The sequence below is a fragment of the Actinosynnema sp. NPDC059335 genome (genome assembly GCF_042752395.1).
In the GTDB taxonomy this organism is placed as follows: Bacteria; Actinomycetota; Actinomycetes; order Mycobacteriales; family Pseudonocardiaceae; genus Actinosynnema.
This window is the reverse complement of the sequence record NZ_JBHYXZ010000124.1, coordinates 1-27,000: the sequence shown is the minus strand read 5'-3', so window position 1 is coordinate 27,000 and position 27,000 is coordinate 1. Positions and strand designations below refer to the sequence as shown.

The window sequence follows — 27,000 nt, the reverse complement described above, 5'->3', positions numbered from 1 at the left end:
GCACGGGTCTGACCACGCGGGGTCGACGTTCCTTCGACGGCCGTCGACCCCGCGCCCACCCCCGTCACCCTGGTGAGAGGAGAAGTGGTGAACAAGTTCGTGCGCGCGTGCGTCGCGTTCGCCCTGGCGCTGGTGCCGGTCCTGCTGCCGTTCCCGGGCGGGCCCGGTGTCGCCCGGGCGCACGCCACCGTCGTCTCGACCAGCCCGGCCGGGTGGGCGGTGCTCGACGCCTCGCCCGCCGAGGTGTCGCTCACCTTCAGCGAGCCCGTGGACCTCGGCCTGGCGACCGTGCGGCTCGTCGGGCCGGCCGGCGACCTGATCGGCACCGCCGCGCCCGCGCACGCCGAGGGCAGGCCGGAGGTGCTGGCGGTGTCCGTGCCGAGGGCGTTGTCCGACGGCAGCTACACGGTGAACTGGCAGGTCACGTCGGCGGACACCCATCCGGCCCGGGGCGCGTTCGTGTTCAGCGTGGGCCGGCCGTCGACCTCGGCGGCCGGGGCCGAGGTCGAGGCCGACGGCCTCGCGGTGGCGGCCTACGGCACGTCCCGGTGGCTGTCCTTCGCCGGGTTCGCGCTGCTGGGCGGCGCGGCGTTCTTCGTCGCGTGGTGCCAGGCCGCCGCCGTGGCCGGGCGGCGGGTTCGCGTGCTGCTGGTGAGCGGGTGGTGGGCGTCGGTCGCGGCCACCGCCCTGGTGCTGCTGCTCTACGGGCCCTACGCCACGTCCCGGCCGATCACCGCCGCGCTCGACCCGTCCCTGGTCGTGGACACCATCGGCACGCGGCTGGGCGTGGTGGTGCTCGTGCGTCTGCTGGTGCTGGGGCTGGTGGGGTTCGCGCTGGTGCGGTTCCTGCGTCGTGGTGGCGTGGAGGTGGAACGTCGTCGTCGCGGTGCGGTGGTGCTGGGGGCGGCGTGCCTGCTCGCGTTCACCTGGAGCGCCGCCTCGCACAGCGCGGCCGGCGGCCTGGTCGGTCTGTCACTGGTGGTGGACGCGGTGCACCTCACCGCGATGGCCGTGTGGCTGGGCGGCCTGGTCGTGGTCGCGGCCGTCGTGGTGCGGTCCGACGACGTGCCCGCGATGCGCGTGGCGGTGCCGCGGTTCTCCCGGGTGGCGCTGGTGTCGGTGCTCGTGCTGGTCGTGACCGGCGCGTTCCAGTCCTGGCGGCTCCTGGACGGCCCGTCGGCCCTGCTCGGCACCCCGTACGGGCGGGTGCTGCTGGGCAAGCTCGCGCTGGTGGCCGTGCTCCTCGCGCTCGGCGCGGCGGCCCGCCGCTGGGTGCGGCGGCACTACGGCTTCCCCGTGGTCACGGTGTCGGATCGGCGGCGGGTGGCGCGCGGTCCCGGCGCCGGGCCGGTGCGGCGCTTCGGCGCGGTCGTGGCGGCGGAGGCGGGCATCGCGGCGCTGGTGCTCGCGCTGACCGCGGTGCTGGTCAACACCGACCCCGCCGCGGTGGAGGAGGTCGCCGTGGCGCGGTCCGCGCCGGGCGAGCCCGTCGTGGCCGACTTCGACGCCGGTGGCGCGGCCGGGCGGGGCAAGGTCGCGGCCCTGGTGGCGCCGGGCGCGGCCGGCGGCAGCGAGGTGCACGTGGCCGTGCTGGACGAGCAGGGGCAGCCGAGGGAGGTCGCCGAGGTGCGCGCGACGCTGAGCCACGCCGAGCGGTCGCCGGGGCCGATGACCGTGCCGTTGCGTTACGGCGGTGTGCCGGGGCATTACCTCTCCGACGCGATCTCCCTGCCCGTATCCGGGCAGTGGGAGATGTCGTTGGCCATTCGCACATCCGATGTCGACGAGGCCATCGTGCGGGTTCCCGTGACCATCGCCTGACCGCGGTGATCGGACGAACGGATGGTGACCTCAATGTCCGCCCAAGACGCGCGCAGACTGCCACCCGACGCACTGGAGGCCCTGCGCCGGCGTGCCATCGCCGCGGTCGAGTCGGGCGTCTCCCGGGCGGAGGTCGCGCGGGTGTTCGGGGTGTCGCGGCAGACGATCAGCACCTGGCACCGCGAGTACCGGAGCCGGGGCGAGGAGGCGTTGCAGAGCAGGCGGCGGGGCAGGCGGCGGGGCGAGCAGCTCGCGCTGTCGTACGCGCAGCAGCTCTGGACGATCAGGGTCGTGACGACGTGCGGGCCGGAGCAGGTCGGGCTCGGGTACTGGCTGTGGACGAACCAGGCGGTGGTGGAGCTGGTCAACAGCCGGTTCGGGATCGCCCTGTCGGTCCCTACGGCGCGCAACTACCTGATCCGGTGGGGCGTGCTCGCCGAGTCGGTCCTGCTCCAACGACCGCGCGTCCGCCCGACCGCGCCCCCGGGGGCGGAGGCGTTGTGGGTCCACACCGCGCCCGCGCAGGGGCTGACCGGGCCGCCGTCGGGTGGTGCCGGCGGTCACGTGCTCTACGCCGTGTCGGCGCGCGGCACGGTGCTGTTCCTGGCCGGCCGCGACCCGTTCGACGGCGTCCGGCTGACCGAGTTCTTCACCCGGCTGGTCCGCCAACGCGGCCGCCGGCTGACCATCGTGCAGACCTGGCGGCCAACCCGCCGCGCCGACGCGCTGACCGCGTGGCTCGGGCAGCAGGAGGGGCGGGTGTCGGTCCGGTTCCCGGCGGAGGGCGGTGCGGCGACCTGACGGCGCGGGACCTGCCCGGCCGGAATTCTGACGGCGCGGAGATCCGACAGCGAGGGAGCCCGGCGGAGGTCTGACGGGGCGGGGTCCTGGCGGGGTGGGCCTCCGGCGGGGTGGGGCTCTGGTGGCGCGGGGACCCGGCGGCGCGGGGTGGGCGGTCGGGCGGTTCACCGGCCGGGGTTGTTCTTCCCGGCCGTGGGGTTCGGTCCGGTCGCCGTCGCCTCCGGCGGTGGCCGGTCGGGTGAGCTGAGCGGGTTCGGGTGCGGAGGTGGTCGGTGTCGTGCGCCGGGTGGGCCGCGGTCGGGAGTGGCGGCCCACCCGGCGGGTGACGGTGGGTGCTGGAGGCCGGGCCGTCAGCGCAGTCGCCTGATCTCGCCGCGCGTGCGGTAGAAGGAGCCGCTGGCCGAGGTGAGGACTTCGGTGACCAGGTAGCGCGCGCCCGGCACGCGGATGTTCTTCGGGAACTGCACGCCCCACGTCGGGTCGTAGCCGTCCGACACCACGTGCACCCGCACCCGGCCGCCCTCCTGGACGCACTCCACGACGACGCCCTCGCCCGGCACGGCGTGGGAGACGACCTCGACCTCGGCGGTGGGCTCGACGCGGGCGATCGGGCCCGCCTTGATGTCCCGGCGCGGGGGCAGGTGGCCCTGTTCGGCGGCCCGCACGGCGGTCGGGCCGGCGTCCAGGCACGCGAGCGAGCCGTCCGTCGTCACCAGGTAGAGCCGTTCGTCGCGGTACTGCATGGAGTAGGCCGAGCCGCAGCCGGTCGCGAGCTTCCACAGCCTCGTGCCGTCGGCGGCGAAGCAGTACACCGAGGACTGGTTGTCGCCCGCGAACACCAGCTCGCCGTCGGGGGAGGTGGCGCAGGAGAACACCGGCGCGTCGCAGCGGTAGTCGGCCACGTGCGCGCCGTCGGACTTGCGGATGCGCTGCACGTGGCCGCGGCTCGTGCCGGCGAACACCTCGCTGCGCTCCTGCCAGCCGAACAGCACCTGCCCCGCGGTCTCGGCGTGCCAGACCCGGTCGCCGCGGTCGGTGTAGTGCGTGACGCCGCGCGAGTGGCCGTGGAAGACGCCCTCGGGCGCGCAGCGGACCATCCACGCGCTGTCGCCGGTGGCCGGGCGCGACCACTGGAACTCGTCCTCGTGGTCCACCACCGTCACCCGGCCCTGCCGGTCGGACACGCCGAGCACGCCGTCGTGGATGTCGAGCCAGTAGATGTCCACGTCGTCGGCGATCTCGTAGGCCACCCGGGGCACCTTGGCCCCCAGGTCGTACACCCGGCCGTCGTCGCACCCGGCGTAGATCCAGAAGTCGTCGGCGACGATGCACTTGACCGCGTCCGGCAGGCCGAACCGCCCGGTGACCCGGCCGTCGTGGGCGAGGGTGTAGATGTCGCCGTTCTCGTTGCCGACCCACGCCTGGTCCTCGCCGACGTAGATGCCGTACGCCGGCGCGCCGGACGAGAACCGCCACAGCACCGGGGCCTGGCGGGCCGTCGACCGGGTGCTCACGATCTGCCGCCTGCTGACCGGTCTGCGCTGCCGCACGCCCCTGACCGCGGGCGCGTAGCCCTTGCGCACCTTCTCGCCGATCTTCCGCTCGGCGGCCTTGACCGCCTTGGCGTGGTCGGCGAAGGTCGCGGTGCGGACCTGGCCCTGCTCCCCGATGCGCCCGTAGGTGATGGTCACCTCGGTGTCCTCGACGCGCACCTCGTAGAACTTGTGCGCGCCGCCGCCCGCTTCGGACAGCTCCAAGTACGTGGTGGCGGTCATGCTCCCCCTCCTGCTCGATTGAGGGGCACGCTATCGGTCGCCACCGACAATTCCGGATCACGCCGGCCGGGCACCCGGCCGGCGTGACGCCGGGATCGCGGTCGGTCGGTGCCGCAGACCGCCCCGCCCCGCCACGCCGCCGGCGTCACGCCGGTCGTTCGTGCCGCCCGGACCCGCGACGCCGCCGGCGTGGCACCGGGGCATCGCGGCGGTGGCCGGTCGTCCGGGCCCGCGACGCGTCAGACCAGCGCGGTCGCGGCGTACCGGCCGGCCGGGCGCGGCAGGCCGTAGTGCTCGCGCAGCGTGCGGCCGGTGTACTCGGTGCGGAACAGGCCCCGGGACCGCAGCAGCGGCACCACGTGGTCCACGAAGTCCTCCAGGCCCGACGGCAGCAGCGGCGCCATCACGTTGAAGCCGTCCGCCGCGCCCGTGGTGAACCACAGCTCGATGTGGTCGGCGACCTGCTCGGGCGTGCCCGCGACGACCTGGTGCCCGCGCCCGCCGCCGAGCCGGCCGAGCAGTTGGCGCAGCGTCAGCCGCTCGCGCACGGCCAGGTCGCGCACCAGTTCGAACCGGCTCTTCGCGCCGTTGACGCGGCTGACCGGCGGGAACTCCGGCAACCGCTCGTCGAGCGGGTGGTCGGTCAGGTCGACGCCGATCAGCTCGGCCAACTGCCGCACCGCCCGCGCCGGGATGATCAACGCGTCCAGCTCGTCGGCCAACGCCCGCGCCTGGGCCTCCGTGCCGCCGAGCACCGGGACGATCCCGGGCAGCACCTTGACGTCGTCGGCGTCCCGTCCCCGGGCCGTGACGCGGCGCTTGAGGTCGGCGTAGAACGCGGTCGCGTCGCCGTGCGTCTGGTGCGCGGTGAACACCGCCTCCGCCCACGCCGACGCGAACGCCCGGCCGTCCTCGCTCGACCCGGCCTGCACCAGCAGCGGGTGCCCCTGAGGGCTGCGCACCGCGTTCAGCGGGCCGCGCACCGAGAAGAACCGGCCCTTGTGGTTGATCTCGTGCACCTTGGCGTCCTCGGCGAACACGCCGGACTCCCGGTCCACGACCAGCGCGTCGTCCTCCCACGAGTCCCACAGCGCCGTGACGACGTCCAGGAACTCGGCGGCGCGCTCGTAGCGCTCGGCGTGCTCGGCGTTGACCTCGCGGTTGAAGTTCTGCGCCGCCCGGTCGCCCGCCGTGGTCACGATGTTCCACCCGGCGCGCCCGCCGCTGATGTGGTCGAGCGAGGAGAACAAGCGCGCCAGGTTGAACGGCTCGCTGAACCCGGTGGACGCGGTCGCGATCAGCCCGATGCGCTCGGTGGCCTGCGAGAGCGCGGTCAGCAGCGTGATCGGCTCGAACCGGTTGGCGGCGGTGTGCCGCACGTCGCCCCAGATCTGCACGCCGTCGGCCAGGAACACCGAGTCGAACGTGCCGCGCTCGGCGACCCGCGCCAGGTGCCGGAAGTGCGCCACGTCGTCGAGGGCGCGCGGGTCGGTGCGGGGGTGCCGCCAGGCGGCCTCGTGGTGGCCGACGCCCATGAGGAACGCGTTGAGGTGCAGCTCGCGTGCGGACAACTTCAGACTCCCAATCGGATCGGGTTGCGCAGGTTGAGGGGATCGGCGTAGATCGCGTCGAGCTGCACGGCCCCGGCCGCCACGCCGAGGACGTCCAGGCCGAAGCTGCTCGGCAGCACGGCCGAGGGCGACGGGCACACGCGCGACGCCGCGGCCACCTCGGCGCGCAGCGCGTCGGCGGACTCGGGCAGCCGGATGACACCCAGTTCGGTGACCACGAGGACGTCGGGGTTGACGATGTCGAACAGCAGCGCCGCCGCGCGGGCGACGATCCTGGCCCGGTCGACCAGCAGCGCGGTCGCCGCCGGGTTCCCGGCCACGGCGGCGTCGCCCAGGTCCGAGATCGACGGCCGGTCGATCACGCCCGACCCGTAGGCGCGCCACGCCCAGGCGCGGTCGGACACCGTGGCCTCCAGGCACCCGGTGCGGCCGCACGGGCACTGGATCGCCGGGTCGCCGAGCGCCAGGTGCGCGACGCCTCCCGCCGCCGACCGCGCGCCCCGGTGCGTGCCGCCGCCGGTGACGATCGCCGCGTCCACCACGTTGCCGACGAACAGGTGCACCAGCGACTCGTGGTGGCCCGCCGCGCCGAACAGCTGCTCGGCCCGCGCCAACGCCCGCGCGTGGCTGTCCACCAGCACCGGCAGGCCGGTCCGCGCGGCGAGCAGGTCCCGCACGGGCACGTCCCGCCAACCCAGCGAGGCGTGCTCGACCAGCACGCCCGCCTCGGTGTCGACCCAGCCGCCGGCGGCCACGCCGAGGCCGAGCGGCACGTGCCCCGGCAGGTGCTCGGCGTGCAGCCGCACCAGGTGGTCGGCGGCGGTGGCCAGCACCTCCCGGTGGTCGTCCGGGTCGCGGTGCGGGACCCGGAGCCGGGCCCGGACGCGCCCGCGCAGGTCCAGCAGCGCGAGCGTGCAGTGCTCGTGGGCGATGTGGATGCCGGCCACCAGGTGCCGGCCGGTTTCCACGTCCACCGGCGTGTGCGGGCGGCCCATGCCCCGGTACGGCAACGCCTCCGCCACCTCGGTGAGCAGGCCGAGCCCGGCCAGGGCCGCGCAGTTGCGCGTCACCGCCGCCGGGCTGAGGCCGGTCAGCCGGGCGATGGTGGTGCGCGCGACCGGCCCGTGCCGCAGCACGGCGCCCAGCAACGCCGCGGCGGCCGTGCCGCGGCCCGCGACGCCGCCGTTCACGAGATCAGCGGCGGGCCGGACGGGGACAGCGCCGGACCGACCGCCCGCGCCGCGCCCGGCGTGCGCCCGTGGCCCCACCCGATGTCCCGGCGGTAGCTGCCGAGCAGCCCCGTGCGCCGCAGGTGCTCCTCGTCGTGGGCGGACGACCCCGCGGGCAGCGGGTGGGTCTGCGGCGCCACGAACAACGCGTCGGTCGGGCAGTTCGCCTCGCACTGGAAGCAGGTCTGGCAGTCCTGCTGCCTGCTGATCACCGGCACGCCGTCCGCGCCCCGGTCGAACACGTTGGTGGGGCACACCGCGACGCACTTGTCGCAGGCGACGCACCGCGCGACCGACACCAGCTCGATCATGCCGCGACCTCCTGCGGCCGGGCCCACACCTCGTCCAGGCCGCCGGAGGTGATCCGGAAGTGCTGGGCCGGGTCCAGGTCGGGGAAGTCGAGCCGCTTGGCCATGCCCCCGGCTCTCCCGCCGCACGAGCGCCGAGGCGTACATCCAGCGGGCGTGCGCGGCCATTGCCGCGGCCTGGCGGGCGCGGACGAGGTCCGCGCCCTCGGCGCGCAGCCCGGAGCGCACCGCCGACCACGTGGCGTCGAGCCGCCCCAACGCCGTGCGCAGCACGTCACCGTGCCGCAGGTAGTTCTTGTCGTACGGCAGCACCTCGGCCTGCACGGCGGCCACGACGTCCGCCGGGGACGCGGCCGTCGTCGGGCCGGTCGGGCGCAGTCCCGCGCCGCCGGCGGCGGTCACCGGCCGCCGGGCGGCGGCCGGGCCGAGCGCGCGGGCGAACCGGGCCGCCGCCCGCCCCGACCACGACCCGGACGAGATCGCCCACGCCGCGTTGTGGCTGCCGCCGCCGGTGAACCCGCCGCAGATCAGCTCCCTGGTCGCCGCGTCACCGGCCGCGTACAGGCCCGGCACGGTGGTGGCGCAGCCGTCGTCGACGATCCGGATGCCGCCGGTGCCGCGCACCGTGCCCTCGGCCAGCAGGGTCACCGCGAACGGTTGGGTGAACGGGTCGATGCCCAGCCGGTCGAAGGTGAGGAAGAAGTTCGGCTGCGCCAGTCGCATCGCCTTGCGCGCCGCTTCGTCCGCGCGGTCGAGCTTGCAGAACACCTTCTCCCCGCCGAGCAGCGTCCGCGCGATCACCGACCGGCCGCGTTGGCTGCCCGCGCCGTCGAGCACCGAGCCGTCCGCCCGGTAGAACGTGGCGTAGTTGTAGAACGCGGTCTTGGTGACCGACGTGTGCTCGGGCGCGATGCCGTAGGCGTTGGAGAACTCCATGCCGGACAGCTCCGCGCCGACCTCGGCGGCGAACAGCGCGCCGTCACCGGTGTTGACGTCGCACCCCAACGCCTTGCTCAGGAACGCGCAGCCGCCGGTGGCGAGCACCACCGCGCCGGCCCGCACCCGGAACTCCCGGTCGGCCTGCCGCCGGTAGCCCGCCGCGCCCGCCACCGCGCCGTCGGCCGCGGTGAGCAGTTCGGTGACGGGGCTGTGGTCGAGGACCCGCACTCCGGCCCGGCGCACCCGGACGCGTTGCCGCCGCATGTACTCCGGCCCTTGCAGGCCGTTGCGCAGCGGCACGCCGTCCGGCCCTACCGGGAACGGGTAGCGGGCCACCTCGGCCAGCTCGTTGATCCGGTCGTAGGTCTCGTCCAGCACGCGGGCCATCCAGCGCCGGTCGGCCAGGTGCCCGCCCAGCGCCTCCCGGCTCGCCATGGCGCGCTCCCGGGCCTCGGGCTCCGGCGGCACATACCACACGCCGGTGCCGCCGGACGCCGTCGCGCCGCTGGTGCCGCAGTACCCCTTGTCCGCCAGCACCACCGAGGCGCCGTCCTCGGCGGCCTTGAGCGCGGCCCAGGTCGCGGCGGGCCCACCGCCGACGACCAGCACGTCCGCGTCGAGTTCGAGCGTCATGCGAGGTCTCCTTCCGTGCTCGGGGGATCAGGAACCGACCGGGACGCGCCAGGACGTGAACCGGCGCTCCAGGGCGACCAGCACCTGGTTGAACAGCACGCCGATGGCCGAGATCGTGACGATGCCCGCGTACATCCGGGGGATGGCGAAGTTGAACTGCGAGGCGTTGACCAGGTAGCCGAGCCCGGCCTTCGCGCCCACCATCTCCGCGGCCACCAGCACCAGGATCGACACCGCGCCCGCCAGCCGGATGCCGGTGAACACCGTCGGCACGGCGGCGGGCAGGATCACCTTCTGGAACAGCCGGAACCCGGAGAGGTCCACCGACCGCGCCAGCCGCAGCAGGGTCGGGTCGACGCCGCGCACCGCGCTGATCGTGTTGAGCAGGATGGGCCAGGTGCAGGCGTAGAACACGATGGCGACCTTCGACGTCTCGCCGATGCCGAGCAGCAGCACGAACACCGGCAGCAGGGCCAGCGCCGCGGTGTTGCGGAACACCTCCAGCAGCGGCCCGAGCAGCGTCGCCACCGGCTTGTACCAGCCGATCAGCAGGCCCAGCGGCACGGCCGCCGCCACCGCGAGGCCGAACCCGGACAGCGACCGGGCCAGGCTCGCCCCGGTGTGGTCCAGCAGCCGGCCGTCGCCCGCCAGCCGCCACCACTCGTCGAGCACGGTGGAGAACGGCGGCAGGAACGTCGCGTCGACCAGGCCCAGCCGGGGCGCGGTCTCCCACACCGCCAGCAGCAGCGCGATCGCCGCCACCTTGCCGGTGGCCGTCACCAGGGCGTCGGCGACCCGGCGCGCGACCGACGGCCGCCGCACCCGGTCCCGGCCGGCGGGCCGCTCCCCGTCCACGGCCGGTCGTGACTCCAGCAGCGCGGTCATGCCGACGCCACCTCCTTCTCCTGTTGCTGGGCGCGGGAGACCTCGTCGTGCAGCAGCTCCCAGATCCGGTGCCGGCACCGCGCGAACGCGGCGCCGGACCGCGGGTCGGCCTGGTCGGCGCGGTCGCCCAGGTCGATCGGGACGACCTCCTTGACCCGGCCCGGCCGCGAGGTCAGCACCGCGACCCGTTGGCCCAGGTAGACCGCCTCGTCGATGGAGTGCGTGATGAACACGACCGTCTTGCCGGTGCGCCGCCAGATCCGCAGCAGCTCGTCCTGCAACGACTCGCGGGTCTGCGCGTCGAGGGCCGCGAACGGCTCGTCCATCAGCAGCACGGCCGGGTCGTAGGCCAGGCTGCGGGCGATCGCGACGCGCTGCCGCATCCCGCCCGAGAGCTGGTGCGGGTGCCGGTCCTCGAACCCGCTCAGGCCCACCAGGTCGAGGAAGTCGCGGGCCCGGCCGGCCCGCTCCCGGCGCGGCACGCCGGCCGCCTCCAGCCCGAACTCGACGTTGCCCTGCGCGGTGCGCCACGGCAGCAGCGCGTACTGCTGGAACACCACGCCGCGGTCCAGGCCGGGGCCGGTGATCGGGGCGCCGTCCAGCAGCACCTGGCCCTCGCTCGGCTCGGTCAGCCCGCCGAGCAGGTCGAGCAGCGTCGACTTGCCGCAGCCGCTCGGCCCGACCAGGACCAGGAACTCGCCGCGCTCCACCTCCAGGTCCACGCCCCGCACGGCGGTGAACTCGGCGCGCCGCCGGGACGCGCGGTCGCGCACCACGAACCGCTTGGTCACGTCGCGGAAGGCGATGTGCGCGCTCATGCCGCCAACCCGTTGAACTCGTTGGTGTAGAGGTCGCCGAGCTTCACCTGGTCCCTGGTGATCTCGCCGCGCTCGGCGAGCCAGTCGACCCACAGCGCCAGCTCCTTGTCCACGATCCGGCCGCCCCTCTCGGCGACGCCGTTGGACTTCCAGTACCGCAACGCGGTCGGGTCCTCGTTGCGCCCGCGCCTGGTGAGGATCTCGACCTTGCGCGCCACGACCTCCTCGCGCGGCGTCGTGCGGCTCCACTCGATGGCCTGGGCCACGCCGCTGACGAAGGACCGCACGGTGGTCGGGTTGTCCCGCAGGAACTTCTCGGTGAACACGTACGTGCCCGCGGTGAACGCGCCCAGCAGGTCGAAGTCGGAGAACAGCTTGCGCAGGCCGCCCTTCTCCAACGCCTTGTCGCGCAGGATGCCGCCCAGCACGCCGACCTCGATCTGGCCCTGCCGCACGGACTGCTCGATGTTGACCGGCGGCACCGCGATCGGCTCCACCTTCCCGATCTCGTCGGGGGACAGGCCGTTGCGCTTGAGGTAGATGCCGAGCATCGCCTCGTGGTGCGCGCCCAGGGTGTTCATGCCGACCTTCTTGCCGAGGAGGTCGCGCGCCGAGGAGATCGGGCTGTCCTGGAGCACGTAGAAGCCGCTGAAGGCCGCCTCGTCGGAGCCGTAGTAGCCGATCACCGACTTGATCGGGGCGCCGGCGGCCTTGAGCTTGACCACCGCGCCGTTGAACGCGCCGCCGAAGTCGACCTGGCCGGTGGCGGCGGACTGGATGTCCTGCGGGCCGCTGGTCGTGTTGCCGACCCACTCCAGCTCCACGTCGCCCAGGAAGCCGAGGTCGGCGGCCAGCTCGGGCAGCGTCACGTCACCCGCCCAGCCCTGGTAGCGCAGCGTCCTGGTCTCGGCGCCGCCACCGGCGCCCGCGGTGGAGCAGCCGACCGTGGCCGCCGTCAGGCCGAGCAGGGTGAGGCCGAGGAAGTTCCGTCGCGTGCTGATCACGGCGAATCCTTTGCTGGGGAAATGCGGGCAGGCCGGAATACCGGGCGCGAATAGCCCGGACAAGGGGGGACTGGTCAACGACCGGCGCGACAGAGCGCGCCGGCTTGCCGTCGGAGATCGACGTGCCGGCGCGAGGTGAGGTTGACGGCTTGGCTCACGTTCCCGAGCCTCACACCCAGGTCAGGCGGGGTCAACGGGCTCGGTCGCCGTCCCACATCATGGAGCCGGCGGTGCGCGGAGCTGGACACCGGCCACTTTTTTGCGCTGCGCAACGAAGTGCCGGGAACGGTTCGGGTGTCAACCGCGTCCGCGTGCTGGGACGACTTAATTCACCGCCGCGCAATGTTGTGCCCGCCGTGCGCGGCCGGCCATCGTGAAATGCGAATCCATTCCCACGAGAGGACACGGCGATGACCGCACAGCTTTCCGACACGATCACCGTCCACCGGCTCGGCGCGGGCATCGGCGCGCGGGTCGACGGCGTCCGGCTGGGCGGCGACCTGTCCGAGGGGGCCGTCGCGACCGTCCGGGAGGCGTTGCTGGCCAACAAGGTCGTGTTCTTCCGCGGCCAGCACCACCTGGACGACGCGGGCCAGCTCGCGTTCGCCCGGCTGCTCGGCGAGCCGACGCTCGCGCACCCGACCGTCAAGGGGCGCGAGCACGCCAACGTGCTGCCGATCGACTCCGACTACGGCAAGGCCAACAGCTGGCACACCGACGTCACGTTCGTGGACCGGGTGCCCGCGATCAGCATCCTGCGCGCGGTCGAGCTGCCGCCGTACGGCGGCAACACGGTGTGGGCCAACACCGCGCGCGCCTACGAGGAGCTGCCGCCCGCGTTGAAGGCGTTGGCGGACCGGCTGTGGGCGGTGCACAGCAACGTCTACGACTACGCCGGGCACGTGGACTCGACCCGGATCGGCGGGGTGGACGTGAAGGAGGAGTCGTACCGCGACGAGTTCCGGTCGCAGCGGTACGAGACCGAGCACCCCGTGGTGCGCGTGCACCCGGAGACCGGCGAGCGGGCGTTGCTGCTCGGCCATTTCGTGACGCGGATCGTGGGGCTGACGAGCGCCGAGTCGCAGACGGTCTACCGCCTGCTCCAGGACCGGGTGACCCGGTTGGAGAACACGGTGCGCTGGCAGTGGGCCGACGGCGACGTGGCGATCTGGGACAACCGCGCCACCCAGCACTACGGCGTGGCCGACTACGACGACGCCCGCCGCCGCCTGCACCGGATCACCATCGCGGGCGACGTCCCGGTGAGCGTGGACGGCGTCACGAGCACCACCGCGGTGGGCGACGCGGCGCGCTTCTCGTCCCTCTGACCTTCACGACGGCCGGGACGTGCCGAGGGGAGTCCCGGTGGACCGGTTGCCGAGGTCCGCCGCGGCTCCTCCGGCCGGGCACGTTCCACAGTGGACCGTCAGCCGATCCACATGCCCCCGTTGACGTCGATGGTGGTGCCGGTGATCGAGGCGGCGGCGGGGGAGCACAGCCACGCGACGGTGCCCGCGATCTCGTCCGGCGCGGTCACGTGGTCCAGCGGGATCGAGGCGCGCAACTCCGACAGCTCCGCGGCGGTCAGGCGGGCCAGCATCGGGGTGGCGACCGGGCCCGGGGCGAGGCAGTTGACGCGGATCCGGCGGCCGGCCTGGTCCTTCGCCAGGTGCTTGGTCAGGCCGATGATCCCGGCCTTGGCCACCGCGTAGGCGGGACCGGAGAGCCGGTTGCCGCCGTGCCGGCCGTTGACGGAGCTGAACAGCACGACCGAGCCGCCGCGCGTCATCAGGGGGAGCGCGGCGCGCAGGACGACCACGGCGCTGGTCAGGTTGTCGTCGATGACGCGGCGCCACTGGTCGAGGTCGAGGTCCTCGATGCCGCCGCGGCCGACCGAGCCCGCCGCGTGGACCACGGCGTCGAGGTGGCCGACGCCGTCCAGCGCGGTGGCGACGGACTCCGGGTCGGCCGCGTCGTGGCCGTGCGCCCGGTCGAGGACGACGACGGTGTGGCCGGCCGCGCGGAAGTGGTCGGCGCACGCCGCGCCGATGCCGCCTGCGCCGCCTACGACGAGCACGGTCTGGTGCATGGCGACTTTCTTAGCATTGGGAACGATCGGGCGCGGCATGACGTGCGCCACGCCCGCGGACGGCCTTGTTTATACTCCGCGGCATGACCACGCGCGGGGTGGCGGCGCGCAACGGCGCCGGCGAGGACGGCGAGACCAGTTCAGGTCTCACCCGTGCGTTGCAGATCCTCTTCGCCGTGGCGGAGTCCACCGAACCCGACGTCGGGGTGTCCGAGCTGGCCCGGATGCTGGGGCTGAGCAAGACCGTGGTGCACCGTGCCGTGCGCACGCTGGTCGCCACCGGGCTGTGCGTGGTGGACGAGCGCACCCGGCGCTACCGGCTCGGTCCGGGCGCGGTCAGCCTCGGCTTCGCCGCGCTCAACCGCCTCGAGGTGCCGAAGGTGGCGCAGCCGCACATGGAACGGCTCGTCGCCCGCACCGGCGAGACGGCCACCGTCTCGGCGCGCTACAACGACCAGCGGATGTACCTGGCGCAGGTGTTGTCCCCGCAGGAGATCCGCATGGCGGTGCAGCTCGGCAAGCTGTTCCCGCTGCACGTCGGCGGCTCGTCCAAGGCGATCCTCGCCGCGCTCGGCCCGGCCGAGATCGAGGGCTACCTGGAGCGGCGCGTCAACTCCGGGGTGGCGGTCACGAGCCCCGAGGAGCTGCTGGCCGAGCTGACCCGCATCCGCGCGCGCGGGTACGCCGTCAGCCGGGGCGAGCGGCAGGTCGACGCCGGCTCCGTCGCCGCGCCCGTGTTCGACGCGAGCGGTCGCGTCTACGGCAGCATCTCGGTCTGCGGCCCGATCTCGCGCTTCGGCGACGACAAGACCGCCGAGTACGGCGAGCTGGTCGTGGAGGCCGCCGCCGCCGTGTCGGCGGGCCTCGGCTACCGCGCCTGACACCTCTCCCACCAGCACGTTCCGCGCAGCGGAACGTGTCGCTCACTGTGCGCGCCCACCCCGGTGCGCACCGTCCACCTGGGCGAATCGGCCCGGCGAATGACGCAACGAATCCTTGACCCTGCAATCGACCTCTGCTTACAGTGCCGCAATCCGGTACGCCGTTCCGCACAGCGTTACAACGCGGGATGTTCGTCGGCTTCCAGGAGGTCGCCGCATGGCAAGCGAAGTTCAGGCACCACCCCCTCCCGGCCGCAGCGCCGCGCGCGAGGAGACCGGTCCCCGATGGCTGTTGTGGGTCACGACGCCGTTGATCCTGGCCGCCCTCATCGGGGCGTGGAAGCTCTACACGGTCCTCTTCGACGTCGGTGAGCTGATCATGCCGCCGCCGGAGGACGTGTGGTTCGCGCTGATCGACCTGCTCGGCCAGCGGATGATCTACGAGGCCACCTACGTCACCCTCTACGAGACCGTGGTGGGCTTCGGGATCGCCGTCGTCGTCGGCGTGGCGATGGGCATCGTGCTGGGCAAGATGCGCTCGGTCGAGCGCGTGCTGTCGCCCTTCCTGGTGGCCACCCAGGTGGTGCCCAAGGTCGCGATCGTCCCGTTGCTGCTGCTGTGGTTCGGCTTCGGGCTGACCTCGAAGATCTTCATGGCGGCCATCATCAGCTTCTTCGTGATGACGCAGAACACGATCCTGGGCATCCGCTCCATCGAGCCCGGCCACCGCGACCTGATGCGGGTCATCCAGGCGCCGTGGTGGAAGCGCGTCATCTCGCTGGACATCCCGTCCTCGCTGCCCGCGGTGCTGACCGGCATCGAGCTGGGCATCGTCTTCGCCATCACCGGAGCCATCGTCGGGGAGTACCTGGGCGGCGACGAGGGGCTCGGCGCGCTCGCCACGATCATGCTCGCCGGCCTGCGCACCGACCAGCTGTTCGCCGTCGTGATCATCATGACGGTCCTGGGGTTCCTGCTCTACGCCGTCGTCGCCGGCATCCGCCGATTCGCCATCCCGTGGCACGAATCGTCGGGGCGCGCTTCCACCCTCTGAGTCGGACTCGCAAGGAGAACACCATGGACCGTCGATCCTTCCTGCGCACCGGCGCGTTCGCCGTGACCGCCGCGGCGGGCGGCACCTTCCTCATCGGCTGCGCACCGTCCACCGGGAACAGCGGGGCCGCCACCGTCGACCAGTCGCTGCCGGAGGCCGTGTTCGTCACGCCCTTCCAGCACCTCATCAACTACGCCGACGTCTACGTCGCGATCCAGGAGGGCTTCTTCGCCGCCGAGGGCCTGCGGGTCACCCCGGTCGGCGGCACCGGCACCGCCAGCTCGATCTCCCAGGTGGCCGCGGGCCAGGGTTTGCTCGGCAAGGCGGCGTCCGTCATCACCTGCCCCCTCATCGCCGACAGCGGCACGCCGATCATCACCGTCGCGCACGGCGACCACCGCAGCCAGTACAGCCTCGCCTCCGACCCGGCCAAGCCGCTCAAGCACCCCAGCGAGTGGCAGGGCAAGACCATCGGCGTCATCTCCAAGGGCGGCACCACCGAGCTGCTGCTCGACGCGATGGCCGTCGCCGAGGGCCTGGACCCGAACAAGGTCCGCAAGGTCGTGACCGGCGCGGACGTCGGGTCGCTGGAGTTCCTGCGCCGCGGCGAGGTGGACGGCTTCATCACCTTCATCGGCTCGGAGGCATCGTTCAAGCAGCGCAAGATCGACCTGCACTACCTCAACACCGACGAGTTCGCGAAGATGCCGGGCGACTCGTACTTCGTCAAGACCGCCGACCTGGACCGGCAGGCCGACGCGATCACCGGGTTCCTGCGCGCCTCGCGCAAGGGCTACCAGTTCCTGGAGGACGGGTCGAACCTGGACAAGGTCCTGTCCGCCGTCGGCGCGTTCAACCCGGTCGAGGTCAGCGACCGCGACCTGGCCAAGCTCAAGACCGAGGCGCAGCCCGAGGTCTGCAAGCCCGGCAACGGCCAGTACCTGTCGGTGGACCTGCCCGCGTGGGAGTCCGCCCTGGAGCTGATGCGCCGCTCGGGCATCGTCAAGGACCGCACCAAGCCGGTCACCGACTTCGTCACGACCCGCTTCGTGGACGCCCTGTGACCGGGACCGTCACGACCGACCTGCTCGTCGTCGGCGCGGGCACGGCGGGGTTGCCCGCCGCCATCGAGGCGGCGAGGGCCGGGCTGCGGGTCACCGTGGTGGAGCAGGCCGACCGGGCGGGCGGCACGCTGTGGCGGTCGTGGGCGCAGATGTCCGCCGGCGGCACGGCGTTGCAGCGCTCCAAGGGCATCAGGGACAGCCCCGAGCTGCACTACGACGACGTCATGCGGATCAGCAAGAACACCGCCGACCCCGGGCTCGTGCGCCTGGCCGTCGAGCGCGCGCCCGAGACCGTCGACTGGCTGATGTCCGCGGGGTTCGACATGGACCCCGACGCGCCGGCGATCCTGTACTTCCACGAGCCGTACTCGCTGCCCCGCACCTACTGGGGCCGCAACGGCGGGCGGTCCGTGCTGGAGGTCCTGCTCCCGCGCTTCGAGCGCTGGTGCGCCGCCGGGTCGGTCGAATTCCTGAGCAGCCACACCATGACGGCCCTGCACCCGGACGGTCCGGGTCGGGTGCGGGGCGCGTCGGTGACCGGGCCGGACGGCTCAATCACCGACATCGAGGCCGCGACGGTGGTGCTCACCTCCGGCGGCTACGCGGGCAACGCCGAGCTGTTCCCCCGGCTGACCGGGGGCGCGCCGCTGGTCGGCCCCGGCGCGCCCACCTCCACCGGCAGCGGCCTGCGGGCGGCCGTGGACCTGGGCGCGCGGGTGCGCGGCGGCGACCTGTTCCTGCCGACCTACGGCGGGGTCCTGCTGCGCGACAGCACGGCCAAGACCGTGCCGCTGGACGACTTCCCGGTGCTGACGCCGCAGTCCCGCGCGCCGTGGGAGATCCACGTCAACGCCCGCGGCGAGCGGTTCGTCGCCGAGGACGACGCGAGCGTGGACGTGCGGGAGAACGCCCTGCTCGACCAGCCGGACCTGCGGTTCTGGGTGGTCTACGACGAGGCGATCCGGCGCGCCGCGCCCGCGCTGCTGCCGACCTGGCCGGACAGCGAGCTGGCCGCCGCGTTCTCCGACCACCCGTCGTTCGCCACCGCGGCGACCCTCGCCGGGCTGGCCGAGGCGGCCGGGATCGACCCGGACGGGCTCGCGGCCACCGTCTCCGAGTACAACGCGGCGCTGGCGTCCGGCGCACGGGACCGCTTCGGCCGGGAGCACCGGCCGCTGCCCGTCGCCGAGCCGCCGTTCTACGCGGTGCTCAACCACGGCTCGACGTTGAAGAGCCCGGCGGGCCTGGCCGTGGACGGGAGGTTGAGGGTGCTCGGCGTCGAGGGGCCGTTCGAGAACCTCTACGCGGCGGGCGAGGTGCTGGGCGGCAGCGCGTTGTCCGGCAAGTCCTTCGTGAGCGGGATGAGCGTCACCCCCGCCCTGTCCTTCGGTCGGATGCTCGGCGCGCCGGCCGCCGAATCACCCGGAAAGGCGTCCTATGTGGAACAGGTCTGACGTCGACTTCGTCAGCAGCGCCGAGCTGCCGTGGCACCCGGTGCCGGAGGGCGACTTCGGCGCCCCGGCGGGCGGGCGCAAGCGCTTGCTCAGCGCCGACCCGGACGACGGCGCGGAGACGTTCCTGCTCCGGCTGAACGCCCCGCACCGCGGTGTGCTGCCCGCCGAGGCCGACGTCTACGTGGTCTCCGGGGCGGGCTCGCTCGACGGGGAGCCGTTGGGGGTCAACGACTACGTGCACGTCCCGGCGGGCGCGGCGATCGACCTCGTGCCCTCGGTGCGCGGGTTGACGCTCTACTGCGGGTTCTGGGGACCGCCCCGGTTCCTCGCCGGCGAGGGAGGCGGGACCTCCGCGCGCGTCACGCACACCGAACGGCTCAAGTGGACGCCCGCGACGTGGAGCGGTGACACGCCGCTCGACCCGGGCGCGATGACCAAGGTGCTGCGGTCGGACGACGCCGCCTACATCTACCTGGCGGCGATGATGCCGGGCTGGCGCTCGGCCGACGAAGAGGCGCACCCCGTCTACGAGGAGTCGTTCAAGATCTACGGCGACGTCCTCATGGGAGCGCGTGGCGTGATGCGCGAGGGGGCGTACTTCTTCCGCTCCCCGGACGTCTTCCACGGCCCGCTCTACAGCCGCGGCGGCACGATGTCGTTCATCCGTTCCGACGCCGCGCCCACGACCGAGTACCGCACCCCGCCGCCCGGCCGCGCGTGGGACGAGCTGGCGGCGGTGGCGTATGCCGACTGAGGGCACGACGGCGGCGACGCCCACCGAGGAGGAGATGACCATGAGTACCGGCAGCGGCGCGTCGATCTCGGTGCGCGGGGTCGGCAAGACCTATCAGGCGGGCGCCGGTCCGGTCCGGGCGCTCCTGCCCACCGACCTGGAGGTCGCCCCGGGCGAGTTCGTGGTGCTGCTCGGCCCGTCCGGGTGCGGCAAGACCACGCTGCTGCGGATGCTGGCCGGCCTGATCACGCCCACCGAGGGCGTGATCGAGATCGGCGGCAAGCCGCTGTTTTCCGGGCGGTCCGCCGAACCGTCGCGGGACGCGCTGGGCTCGCTCGGGTTCGTCTTCCAGGCGCCGAACCTCATGCCGTGGCGCAAGGTGTGGCGCAACATCGCGCTGCCGCTGGAGGGCAAGGGCGTGTCGAAGGCCGAGCGCCGGGCGCGCGTGGAGGAGCTGGCCGCCTCCGTGGGGCTGAGCGATTTCCTCGACCACTACCCGAAGGCGCTCTCCGGCGGCATGCAGCAGCGGGTGGCGATCGCCCGCGCGCTGATCCACCACCCGTCCATCCTGCTGATGGACGAGCCGTTCGGCGCGCTCGACGCGATGACCCGCGACTCCATGAACCTCCTGCTGCAGAAGGTCTGGATGGACATGGGCAAGACGGTGGTGCTGGTGACGCACTCCATCAGCGAGGCGGTCTTCCTCGCCGACCGCGTGGTGCTGCTGTCCCAGCGGCCCGGCCGCATCCAGGACGTCGTGGACGTGGACTTCGCGCGGCCCCGGGACCTGACCGTCGCCGACGACCCGCACTTCGGCGAGCTGGTCGGCCGGCTGCGCAAGCAGTTGGGCGGCCACCGGTGACCACGCGCGCGCTGGCCGGCTTCGCCGCCGGACTGGCCCGCGACCACCTGCCCGGGGAGGTCGCGGCCAAGGCGGGCGCGCTGGTCCTGGACTTCCTCGGGGCGGCGACCGGCGGGGCCGGCGTGCCCGAGGTCGCCGCGCTGACCCGGCTCGTGCTGGCCCGGGGCGGCGTGCCGGAGGCCAGGGTGGTGGGCACCGGGGCCGCCGCGCCGCTGCCGGACGTCGCGTTCTGCGCGGGCGCGGCGGCGGACGTGCTGGAGCACCAGGACGGCTACCGCTTCGGCGGGTTCCACCCGTCGCACGCCATCCCGGCGGTGCTGGCCGTCGCCGAGCACGTTGACGCGGACCTGCCCGAGCTGCTGACCTCGGTCGTGGTGGCGTACGAGGTGGCCAACCGCATCGCCCGCGCCGCCCACCCCGCCGCCACCAGGGCCGGGTGGTTCCCCACGGCGGCGTCGTTCGGCGCGGCGGCCGCGTGCGCGCGGCTGCTCGGGCTGGACGAGGACGGCGTCGCCGACGCGATCGGCGCGGCGGCGTTCTTCGCGCCGGGCGTCCTCATCGAGTCGATCTTCGCCGCGCCGGGGACCAAACCGGCGTTCGCCGGGCAGATCGCCCGCGCCGGGGTGGAGGCCGCCCTGGCGGCGCAGGCCGGCCTGTCGGGCTGGCGCGAGGTCGTCGAGCACCCGCGCGGGCTCGTCGCGGTGCTCGGCGGCGACGGCGCGGCGTCGGTCGCCGACGGGCTGGGCGAGGAGTGGACCGTCCTGGACGTGCACCAGAAGTGGTTCGCCGGGTGCCGGCACACCCACGGCGCCGCGCAGGCGACCGCCGAGCTGGCCGAGGAGCACGGGCTGACCCCGGACCGGATCACCGCGGTGGACGTCGAGACCTACGACATCGCGCTGCTGCTGGTGGACCGCCCGGTCACGGCCGACCCCGGCACGGTCACCTGCACGCTCAGCCTGCCGTTCGCGGTCGGCGCCGCGCTGGCCGACCGGCACGTCGGCGGCGCGCAGTACGCCGCCGACCGGCGCGGCGACCCGGCGGTGCTGCGGGTCGCGGACCTGGTGCGGCTGCGCCGCGCCGACGACCTGGAGGCCCGCTACCCGGAGCACACCGCCACCAGGGTCACGCTGACCGAGGCCGACGGCACGACCCACACCCGCACCGTGGACGTCCCCGTCGGCGACAGCCGGGCCCCGCTGGGCCGCGACCGGCTGCTCGCCAAGTTCGCCGGCTACACCGAACCGGTGTTCGGCCGCGCCGCCGCCGGCCGCGTCGCGGGAGCCCTGCTGGACGGCGACCCGATGACCGCCCGCGACCTCGTCGACCTGCTGACCAGCCCGCCCGAGAAGGAGCAACCATGACCGACATCGTGGACGCGGACGTGCACGTCATCGTGCCGGAGCCGGTGACGGCCGAGGCGTTCGCCCCCTTCGGCGAGGTCGTCTCGCTGCGCACCACCCCGAAGCTGCCGATCGACCTCTACCACGGCGCCAACGCCATCCACGGCCCCATGCGGCTCGAAGTGGACGAGGCCCCGGAGTTCATCCTGTTCCGGGTCGGGCTGCGCGGCGGCGGGATCCGCTACCTGGAGCGCCACCACGGCATCACGCAGACGTTCATCCCGCTCGGCGGCGACGCGTTCGTCTCGGTGGTCGCGCCGCCGGACGCGCCGCTGGTGGACGGCTTCCCCGACTTCGCCTCGATCCGCGCGTTCCTGGTGCCCGGCGACACGGTGCTCAACATCCGCCGCGGCACCTGGCACGAGCCGCCGTTCCCGACCCGCGACGGCCAGCTGTTCTTCATCTCCAGCACGCCCGGCGTGACCGGCGGCCTGCAGTCCGCGGTGGACGCCAACGGCGAGGTGCACGAGCTGGACGTGGACAAGCGCAACCCCGTGCACCGCACCGGGAAGCGGCTGCGGGTGGAGCTGCCGTGACCACCGCGCCCCCGGCCGCCGCGGGCATCGGCGGATCGCCGCGCAAGCGCGACGGCGCCGCCCTGCTCACCGGGCGCGGCAAGTTCGTCGACGACTACCGGCCGCCCGGCCTGCTGCACGCGCACGTGCTGCGCAGCACCGTGGCGCACGCCCGGATCGCCGCCGTCGACACCTCCGCCGCCGAACGCGCGCCGGGGGTGCGCCTGGTGCTCACCGGGCGGCAGGCGGTCGAGCTGACCGGGCCGATCCCGTACTTCATCGACCCGGCCGCCCGCAACGGCAACCGCACCGACATCCACTGCCTCCAGGCGGACAAGGTCGTGTTCGCCGGGCAGCCCGTCGCGGCGGTGGTGGCCGAGACCCGCGAGCAGGCCGAGGACGCCGCCGCCCTCATCGCGGTCGACTACGAGGTGCTGCCGCACGTGCTCGACGCCGACGAGGCGATGCGACCGGACGCGCCGCGCCTCTACGACGACTGGCCGGGCAACGTCGTCGTCCACAACCGCTACGGCACCGGCGACACCGACGCGGCGCTGGCCGCCGCGGACGTGGTGGTGAGCGGCGAGCTGCGGATCGGCCGGTCCACCACCGCGCCGATGGAGCCGCGCGGCTACCTGGCCTCCTGGGACGCCGACGACGGGACGCTCACCGTGCACGCGTCCTGCCAGAACCCGCACCAGATGCGCTGGATGCTGTCCCGCACGCTGGGCCTGGACGAGGACCGGATCCGCGTCGTCACCGCCAAGGTCGGCGGCAGCTTCGGGCTCAAGATGCAGGGCCACCCGGAGGAGACCCTGGTCGCGCTGCTGAGCAAGCTGGTCGGCGCGCCGGTCAAGTGGATCGAGGACCGCCGGGTGGCGCTGATGGCGGGCGCGCGCAACCAGGTGCACCGGTTCACCGCGGGCGCGACCGCCGACGGCCGCATCACCGCCCTGGTGGACCACATCGTCGCCGATGTCGGCGCGTTGACCGCGCAGGCGGGGTGGGCGATGCCGAACATGTCCGCGACCACGCTGCCGTCCGGCTACGCGGTCCGCGACGTCCGCGTCGAGCTGGACATCGTGTGCACGAACAAGCCGCCGGTCAACGCGGCCCGCGGGTTCGGCAAGGACGCCGCGCACTTCGTCATGGAGCGGGTGGTCGACCTCGTCGCCCGCGAGCTGGGGCTGGACCCGGTCGAGGTGCGGCGGCGCAACTTCGTCCCCGCCGACGCGTTCCCCTACCGCACGTCCACCGGGTTGAACATCGACAGCGGCGACTTCCACGGCCTGCTGGACAAGACGCTGGCCGCGCTGGACTACCCCGCCCTGCGGGCCCGGCAGGGGGCCGCCCGCGCCGAGGGCCGCCACCTCGGCGTCGGCTTCGCCTTCGAGCTGACCCCGGAGTCCTCCGACAGCCCCGGCACGTTCGTCTCCGGGTTCGACACCACCACCGTCCGGATGAGCATGACCGGCAAGGTGACGGTGCTGACCGGCGTGACCAACCCCGGCGGCGGCAACGACACCGGCATCGCCCAGGTCGTGGCCACCGAGCTGGGCGTGCCGATCGACTGGGTGGAGCTGGTGCAGGGCGACACCGACCGCTGCCCCAACGGCTTCGGCAACTTCAGCGGGCGCAGCATGGTCGTCGGCGGCGGTTCGGCGACGCTGGCCGCGCGGGACGTGCGGCGCAAGCTCGCCGACCTCGGCGCGCGGCTGCTGGACGTGCCGGGCGACCGGGTCGAGGTGGTCGACGGCGTGGTGCGGGCACTGGGCGCGCCCGAGCGGTGCGTGCCGGTGCCCGAGGTGGCCCGCACCCTGTTGACCAGGGCGTTCGCCGTGGGGCGCGACATCGAGCCGGTGCTGGAGTCCACCCGCGCCTACAAGCCCGGCAACATCGACCACGTCCCCGACGAGCACGGCCGCATCCAGCCCTACCCGACCTATTCGAGCTGCCTGCACGCCGCGGTGGTCGAGGTGGACACCGGCACCGGCAAGGTGTCGCTGCTGGACTACGTGATGGCGCACGACTGCGGCACGATGATCAACCCGGCGCTGGTCGAGGGCCAGGCGCGCGGCGCGGTCGTGATGGGCCTGGGCGCGGCGCTGTCCGAGCAGCTGGTGTTCGACGCGGACGGCCGGCTCGCCAGCGACCGGTTCAAGACCTACCTGCTGCCGCGCGCGGGCGACGTGCCGACCCTGCGCATGGTCCACCAGGTCACGCCCAGCCCGTTCACCATGCACGGCAACAAGGGCGCGGGCGAGGCGGGCGTGGGCGGCGCGCAGGCGGCGGTCGCCAACGCGGTCGAGGACGCGCTGGCCCCGCTGGGCGTCACGGTCACCTCGGTGCCGCTGACCCCGCCGGTCGTGCTCGGCCTGATCGACGCGGCGGTGGCCCGATGACCCCCGGGTACACCGCGCCGCGCGACGTCGGCGGGGTCGTCGCGGCCCTGGCCGACGGCGACGGGCTGGCGATCGGCGGCGGCACGATGCTCGTGCCGGACCTGACGCACGGCAAGGTCCGGCCGCGCGTGCTGGTCGACCTGTCCAGGGCCGGCCTGGCGGGCGTCACGGCCGCCGACGACGGCGTGGTGGTGGGCGCGATGACCACCTACGCCGACCTCGCCGCCGCCGACCTGCCGCTGCTGCCCCGGGTGGCGCGCGGCATCACCGGCGGCCCGCAGATCCGCCACCGCGGCACCGCCGGCGGGTCGGCGTGCTACGCCAACCCGGCCTCGGACGTGCCCGCCTGCCTGGTCGCGCTGAAGGCGCGGATGCGGCTGGCGAGCGCGCGGGGCGGGCGCGAGGTCGAGGCGGGGGAGTTCTTCACCGACGGGTTCCGGACCGCCCGCGAGCCCGACGAGGTGCTGACCGCGTTCACAGTGCCCCGCACGGACGCCGCGATCGGGTACCTGAAGTTCAAGCTCGCCGAGAGCAGTTGGCCGATCGTCACCGCGGCCGCCCTGGTCGGGCCGGCGGTCGTCCGGGTCGCCATCGGCGGTGCGGCGGCCACCCCGGTGGTGGTGGAGGTCGGGCGGGAGTCCTGGGCCGACGCGCACCGCGAGGCCGTGTGGGCCGCGCTGGACGCCGCGCGGCCGTGGTCCGACGTGCTGGCAGACGCCGCCTACCGGCGGCGCGTCGCCCCCGTGATCGCGGATCGCGCGGTGGCGCACGCAGTGGAGGAGGAGCGGTGCGACTGACGGTGAACGGCCGCGAGCACGAGTTCGACGCCGACGCGCGCACGCTGCTGGTGCACGCGATCCGGGAGCGGGTCGGGTTGACCGGCACCCACGTCGGCTGCCTGACCGGCGACTGCGGCGCCTGCACGGTCGTGCTGGACGGCCGCACGACCAAGTCCTGCTCGGTGCTCGCGCTCACCGCCGACGGCGGGGACGTGCGCACGGTGGAGTCGCTGGCCGACGGCGAGGAGCTGCACCCGGTGCAGGAGGCGTTCTGGGACGGGTTCGCCTTCCAGTGCGGCTTCTGCCTGCCCGGCATGCTGCTCACCGCCCGGGAGCTGATCGAGTCCAACCCGGACCCGACGGACGAGGAGATCCTCGCCGCCGTCAACGGGAACCTGTGCCGCTGCACGGGCTACAACACGATCGTCACCGCCGTCCGCGAGGCCGCGCGGCGTTGCGGGGGGTGTCCGCGATGAGGCCGTGGGAGGTGGTGGAGGAGTTCCTGGCCGCGTACGGCGCGGGGCGGCTCGCCGACGCCGCACGCCGGCTCCACCCGGACGTGCGCATGATCTTCCCCGGTGGGCGCGAGTACACCGACCTGGCCCGGCTGGCCGCGGTCTCGGCCACCCGCTACCGCTGCGTGGACAAGCACCGCGACCACTACGACAGCGTGGAGGGGCCGGACTCCGCCGTCGTCTACTCCACGGGCCGGCTGCACGGCGAGAACCGGCACGGCGTCGCGTTCGACCACGTCCGGTACGTGGACCGGTTCGTGGTGCGGGACGGGTTGATCGTCGAGCAGCGGGTGTGGAACGACCTGGCCGAGACCGGGGTGCTGGACGCGCGCACCGCGGCCGAGCTGGACGAGCGCTGGCGACCCGGCGGCGCCGCATGAGGCCGCTGGTGTTCTCCCCGGTCGAGCTGGGCGGCGTGGCGCTGCGCAACCGGGTGTTCGTCTCCGCGCACACCACCAACTTCGGCGTGGACTTCCTGCCGACCGACCGGCACGTCGCCTACCACGCCGAACGCGCGCGGGGCGGGGTCGGCCTGATCATCACCGAGCCGCTGCGGGTGCACGGCACGAGCCTCGGCCGGGCGGGCGGCCTGTCCGCCTCGCCGGCGGCGCTGCCCGGTCTCACCCGGGTCGTGGAGGCGGTGCGCGCCGAGGGCGCCGCGATCTTCACCCAGATCACCCACGCGGGCCGGCACAGCGAGAACGTGTTCCGCCGGTCGGCCGCGTGGGGCCCGTCGCCGCGCAAGTGGAACGTCGCGGGCGCGGTGCCGCACGCGATGACCCGCCGGGAGATGGCGGAGGTCCGCACCGCCTACGCCGACGCCGCGCGGCTCGCGGTGGCGGCGGGCTTCCAGGGCGTGGAGATCCACTTCGGGCACGGCCACCTGCTGCACCAGTTCCTCTCGCCGGCGTCCAACACGCGCACCGACCCCTACGGCGGCGACTTCGACGCCCGGCTGCGGTACCCGCTGGAGGTGCTGGACGCGGTGCTCGACGCGGTCGGCGGCGAGGTCGCGGTGGGCGTGCGGATGAGCGCGGACGAGCTGGTCGAGGGCGGGCAGACGCTCGCCGAGGGCGAGCGGGTCGCGGAACTGCTCGACACGACCCGCGACCTGGCGTTCCTCAACGTCTCCGTGGCGTCCTACACGGTGCCGTCCATCGGGCACCACGTCGCCGACATGAGCGAGGGGCACACCCCGTACCTGGCCCAGACCCTCGCCGTCGCCCGGCGGTGCGGGCGCACCCCGGTGCTGGCCGCGTGCCGGTTCGTGGACCTGGACGACGCCGAGCGCGGCCTGGCCGCCGGGCTCGCCGCGGTCGCCATGACCCGCGCGCACATCGCCGACCCGCACCTGCTGGCCAAGGCGGCGGCGGGGCGCGAGCGCGACATCCGCCCGTGCGTGTCGTGCAACTTCTGCATCGGCGAGATCGCGGGCCACCGGCCGATCACCTGCATGGTGAACCCG

Annotated in this window: 24 protein-coding genes and 1 pseudogene; 16 read left to right on the top strand and 9 right to left on the bottom strand. The window is 73.9% G+C overall.

Going from position 1 to position 27,000, the window contains the following annotated elements:
• Window positions 1-87: 87 nt before the first annotated feature.
• Together ACFXGA_RS30045 and ACFXGA_RS30040 are read left to right on the top strand one after the other, a co-directional pair.
• Complete coding sequence (locus tag ACFXGA_RS30045; RefSeq protein ID WP_378093651.1) at window positions 88-1,821, top strand: copper resistance CopC/CopD family protein; 1,734 nt, start codon at window positions 88-90, stop codon at window positions 1,819-1,821.
• Between the two features lie 33 nt (window positions 1,822-1,854).
• Entirely contained in the window at window positions 1,855-2,622 is a 768-nt protein-coding gene (locus tag ACFXGA_RS30040) for a transposase (protein WP_378093649.1), read from the top strand.
• Between the two features lie 350 nt (window positions 2,623-2,972).
• Here ACFXGA_RS30040 and ACFXGA_RS30035 read toward each other — a convergent pair whose 3' ends face one another.
• From ACFXGA_RS30035 to ACFXGA_RS30000, 8 genes are all read right to left on the bottom strand, one after another.
• A complete protein-coding gene (locus tag ACFXGA_RS30035) occupies window positions 2,973-4,397 on the bottom strand; it encodes a WGR domain-containing protein (protein ID WP_378093647.1) in 1,425 nt (474 codons plus the stop codon).
• Window positions 4,398-4,636: 239 nt separating this feature from the next.
• Window positions 4,637-5,968, bottom strand: coding sequence for an LLM class flavin-dependent oxidoreductase (locus ACFXGA_RS30030; protein WP_378093645.1), 1,332 nt, complete (start codon window positions 5,966-5,968; stop codon window positions 4,637-4,639).
• A gap of 2 nt (window positions 5,969-5,970) precedes the next feature.
• Window positions 5,971-7,158, bottom strand: a complete 1,188-nt coding sequence (locus ACFXGA_RS30025; RefSeq protein ID WP_378093643.1) for an ROK family protein — start codon at window positions 7,156-7,158, stop codon at window positions 5,971-5,973.
• A complete protein-coding gene (locus tag ACFXGA_RS30020) occupies window positions 7,155-9,077 on the bottom strand; it encodes an FAD-dependent oxidoreductase (RefSeq protein ID WP_378093641.1) in 1,923 nt (640 codons plus the stop codon). The genes ACFXGA_RS30025 and ACFXGA_RS30020 overlap by 4 nt, the downstream gene beginning before the upstream one ends.
• A gap of 27 nt (window positions 9,078-9,104) precedes the next feature.
• Complete coding sequence (locus ACFXGA_RS30015) at window positions 9,105-9,962, bottom strand: ABC transporter permease (RefSeq protein WP_378093639.1); 858 nt, start codon at window positions 9,960-9,962, stop codon at window positions 9,105-9,107.
• The gene (locus tag ACFXGA_RS30010) at window positions 9,959-10,780 is read right to left on the bottom strand and encodes an ABC transporter ATP-binding protein (RefSeq protein WP_378093637.1); all 822 of its coding nucleotides are present in this window, start codon (window positions 10,778-10,780) and stop codon (window positions 9,959-9,961) included. Before ACFXGA_RS30010 ends, ACFXGA_RS30015 begins: the two co-directional genes overlap by 4 nt.
• On the bottom strand, window positions 10,777-11,784 hold the full coding sequence (locus tag ACFXGA_RS30005; protein WP_378093635.1) for an ABC transporter substrate-binding protein: 1,008 nt from the start codon (window positions 11,782-11,784) through the stop codon (window positions 10,777-10,779). Before ACFXGA_RS30005 ends, ACFXGA_RS30010 begins: the two co-directional genes overlap by 4 nt.
• A 74-nt stretch (window positions 11,785-11,858) precedes the next feature.
• Complete coding sequence (locus ACFXGA_RS30000; RefSeq protein ID WP_360457754.1) at window positions 11,859-11,942, bottom strand: putative leader peptide; 84 nt, start codon at window positions 11,940-11,942, stop codon at window positions 11,859-11,861.
• Window positions 11,943-12,194: 252 nt separating this feature from the next.
• Between ACFXGA_RS30000 and ACFXGA_RS29995 the strand changes: the two genes are divergently transcribed.
• Complete coding sequence (locus ACFXGA_RS29995; protein ID WP_378093633.1) at window positions 12,195-13,112, top strand: TauD/TfdA dioxygenase family protein; 918 nt, start codon at window positions 12,195-12,197, stop codon at window positions 13,110-13,112.
• A gap of 98 nt (window positions 13,113-13,210) precedes the next feature.
• Here the strand turns inward: ACFXGA_RS29995 and ACFXGA_RS29990 are convergent, their stop codons facing one another.
• A complete protein-coding gene (locus ACFXGA_RS29990; RefSeq protein WP_378093631.1) occupies window positions 13,211-13,873 on the bottom strand; it encodes an SDR family NAD(P)-dependent oxidoreductase in 663 nt (220 codons plus the stop codon).
• An 83-nt stretch (window positions 13,874-13,956) separates the two neighbouring features.
• On the opposite strand from ACFXGA_RS29990, the gene ACFXGA_RS29985 reads away from it, so the two are divergent.
• The 13 genes and pseudogenes from ACFXGA_RS29985 to ACFXGA_RS29925 form a co-directional block, all read left to right on the top strand.
• A complete protein-coding gene (locus ACFXGA_RS29985; RefSeq protein WP_378093629.1) occupies window positions 13,957-14,754 on the top strand; it encodes an IclR family transcriptional regulator in 798 nt (265 codons plus the stop codon).
• A 217-nt stretch (window positions 14,755-14,971) separates the two neighbouring features.
• Window positions 14,972-15,808, top strand: a complete 837-nt coding sequence (locus tag ACFXGA_RS29980; RefSeq protein WP_378093627.1) for an ABC transporter permease — start codon at window positions 14,972-14,974, stop codon at window positions 15,806-15,808.
• Window positions 15,809-15,831: 23 nt separating this feature from the next.
• Complete coding sequence (locus ACFXGA_RS29975) at window positions 15,832-16,872, top strand: ABC transporter substrate-binding protein (RefSeq protein ID WP_378093625.1); 1,041 nt, start codon at window positions 15,832-15,834, stop codon at window positions 16,870-16,872.
• Window positions 16,869-18,326, top strand: a complete 1,458-nt coding sequence (locus tag ACFXGA_RS29970; protein ID WP_378093623.1) for an FAD-dependent oxidoreductase — start codon at window positions 16,869-16,871, stop codon at window positions 18,324-18,326. The genes ACFXGA_RS29975 and ACFXGA_RS29970 overlap by 4 nt, the downstream gene beginning before the upstream one ends.
• A complete protein-coding gene (locus ACFXGA_RS29965) occupies window positions 18,310-19,080 on the top strand; it encodes a hypothetical protein (RefSeq protein ID WP_378093621.1) in 771 nt (256 codons plus the stop codon). Before ACFXGA_RS29970 ends, ACFXGA_RS29965 begins: the two co-directional genes overlap by 17 nt.
• Window positions 19,081-19,120: 40 nt before the next feature.
• Complete coding sequence (locus tag ACFXGA_RS29960) at window positions 19,121-19,921, top strand: ABC transporter ATP-binding protein (RefSeq protein ID WP_378093619.1); 801 nt, start codon at window positions 19,121-19,123, stop codon at window positions 19,919-19,921.
• Window positions 19,918-21,285, top strand: a complete 1,368-nt coding sequence (locus ACFXGA_RS29955) for an MmgE/PrpD family protein (protein WP_378093617.1) — start codon at window positions 19,918-19,920, stop codon at window positions 21,283-21,285. The genes ACFXGA_RS29960 and ACFXGA_RS29955 overlap by 4 nt, the downstream gene beginning before the upstream one ends.
• On the top strand, window positions 21,282-21,860 hold the full coding sequence (locus tag ACFXGA_RS29950; protein ID WP_378093615.1) for an ureidoglycolate lyase: 579 nt from the start codon (window positions 21,282-21,284) through the stop codon (window positions 21,858-21,860). The genes ACFXGA_RS29955 and ACFXGA_RS29950 overlap by 4 nt, the downstream gene beginning before the upstream one ends.
• Window positions 21,857-24,241, top strand: a complete 2,385-nt coding sequence (locus ACFXGA_RS29945) for a xanthine dehydrogenase family protein molybdopterin-binding subunit (RefSeq protein ID WP_378093612.1) — start codon at window positions 21,857-21,859, stop codon at window positions 24,239-24,241. The genes ACFXGA_RS29950 and ACFXGA_RS29945 overlap by 4 nt, the downstream gene beginning before the upstream one ends.
• Entirely contained in the window at window positions 24,238-25,038 is an 801-nt protein-coding gene (locus tag ACFXGA_RS29940) for an FAD binding domain-containing protein (protein WP_378093610.1), read from the top strand. The genes ACFXGA_RS29945 and ACFXGA_RS29940 overlap by 4 nt, the downstream gene beginning before the upstream one ends.
• Window positions 25,029-25,496 (top strand): (2Fe-2S)-binding protein, encoded by a 468-nt coding sequence (locus ACFXGA_RS29935; protein WP_378093608.1) that lies wholly within the window; start codon window positions 25,029-25,031, stop codon window positions 25,494-25,496. The genes ACFXGA_RS29940 and ACFXGA_RS29935 overlap by 10 nt, the downstream gene beginning before the upstream one ends.
• Window positions 25,493-25,915: a nuclear transport factor 2 family protein gene (locus ACFXGA_RS29930; protein ID WP_378093606.1), complete on the top strand. Its 423-nt coding sequence runs from the start codon at window positions 25,493-25,495 to the stop codon at window positions 25,913-25,915. Before ACFXGA_RS29935 ends, ACFXGA_RS29930 begins: the two co-directional genes overlap by 4 nt.
• A pseudogene (locus tag ACFXGA_RS29925) lies at window positions 25,912-27,000 on the top strand (NADH:flavin oxidoreductase); the annotation flags it as partial. The gene ACFXGA_RS29930 and the pseudogene ACFXGA_RS29925, both read left to right, overlap by 4 nt.

Excerpts from the sequence above, each read along its gene's own strand:
- ACFXGA_RS29975 (WP_378093625.1), top strand. The coding sequence starts at position 15,832 with ATGGACCGTCGATCCTTCCTGCGCACCGGCGCGTTCGCCGTGACCGCC.
- ACFXGA_RS29980 (WP_378093627.1), top strand. The coding sequence starts at position 14,972 with ATGGCAAGCGAAGTTCAGGCACCACCCCCTCCCGGCCGCAGCGCCGCG.
- ACFXGA_RS30040 (WP_378093649.1), top strand. The coding sequence starts at position 1,855 with ATGTCCGCCCAAGACGCGCGCAGACTGCCACCCGACGCACTGGAGGCC.
- ACFXGA_RS29985 (WP_378093629.1), top strand. The coding sequence starts at position 13,957 with ATGACCACGCGCGGGGTGGCGGCGCGCAACGGCGCCGGCGAGGACGGC.
- ACFXGA_RS29965 (WP_378093621.1), top strand. The coding sequence starts at position 18,310 with ATGTGGAACAGGTCTGACGTCGACTTCGTCAGCAGCGCCGAGCTGCCG.
- ACFXGA_RS29995 (WP_378093633.1), top strand. The coding sequence starts at position 12,195 with ATGACCGCACAGCTTTCCGACACGATCACCGTCCACCGGCTCGGCGCG.
- ACFXGA_RS29990 (WP_378093631.1), bottom strand. The coding sequence starts at position 13,873 with ATGCACCAGACCGTGCTCGTCGTAGGCGGCGCAGGCGGCATCGGCGCG.
- ACFXGA_RS30020 (WP_378093641.1), bottom strand. The coding sequence starts at position 9,077 with ATGACGCTCGAACTCGACGCGGACGTGCTGGTCGTCGGCGGTGGGCCC.
- ACFXGA_RS29930 (WP_378093606.1), top strand. The coding sequence starts at position 25,493 with ATGAGGCCGTGGGAGGTGGTGGAGGAGTTCCTGGCCGCGTACGGCGCG.
- ACFXGA_RS30010 (WP_378093637.1), bottom strand. The coding sequence starts at position 10,780 with ATGAGCGCGCACATCGCCTTCCGCGACGTGACCAAGCGGTTCGTGGTG.
- ACFXGA_RS29950 (WP_378093615.1), top strand. The coding sequence starts at position 21,282 with ATGACCGACATCGTGGACGCGGACGTGCACGTCATCGTGCCGGAGCCG.
- ACFXGA_RS29960 (WP_378093619.1), top strand. The coding sequence starts at position 19,121 with ATGAGTACCGGCAGCGGCGCGTCGATCTCGGTGCGCGGGGTCGGCAAG.
- ACFXGA_RS30035 (WP_378093647.1), bottom strand. The coding sequence starts at position 4,397 with ATGACCGCCACCACGTACTTGGAGCTGTCCGAAGCGGGCGGCGGCGCG.
- ACFXGA_RS30015 (WP_378093639.1), bottom strand. The coding sequence starts at position 9,962 with ATGACCGCGCTGCTGGAGTCACGACCGGCCGTGGACGGGGAGCGGCCC.
- ACFXGA_RS29940 (WP_378093610.1), top strand. The coding sequence starts at position 24,238 with ATGACCCCCGGGTACACCGCGCCGCGCGACGTCGGCGGGGTCGTCGCG.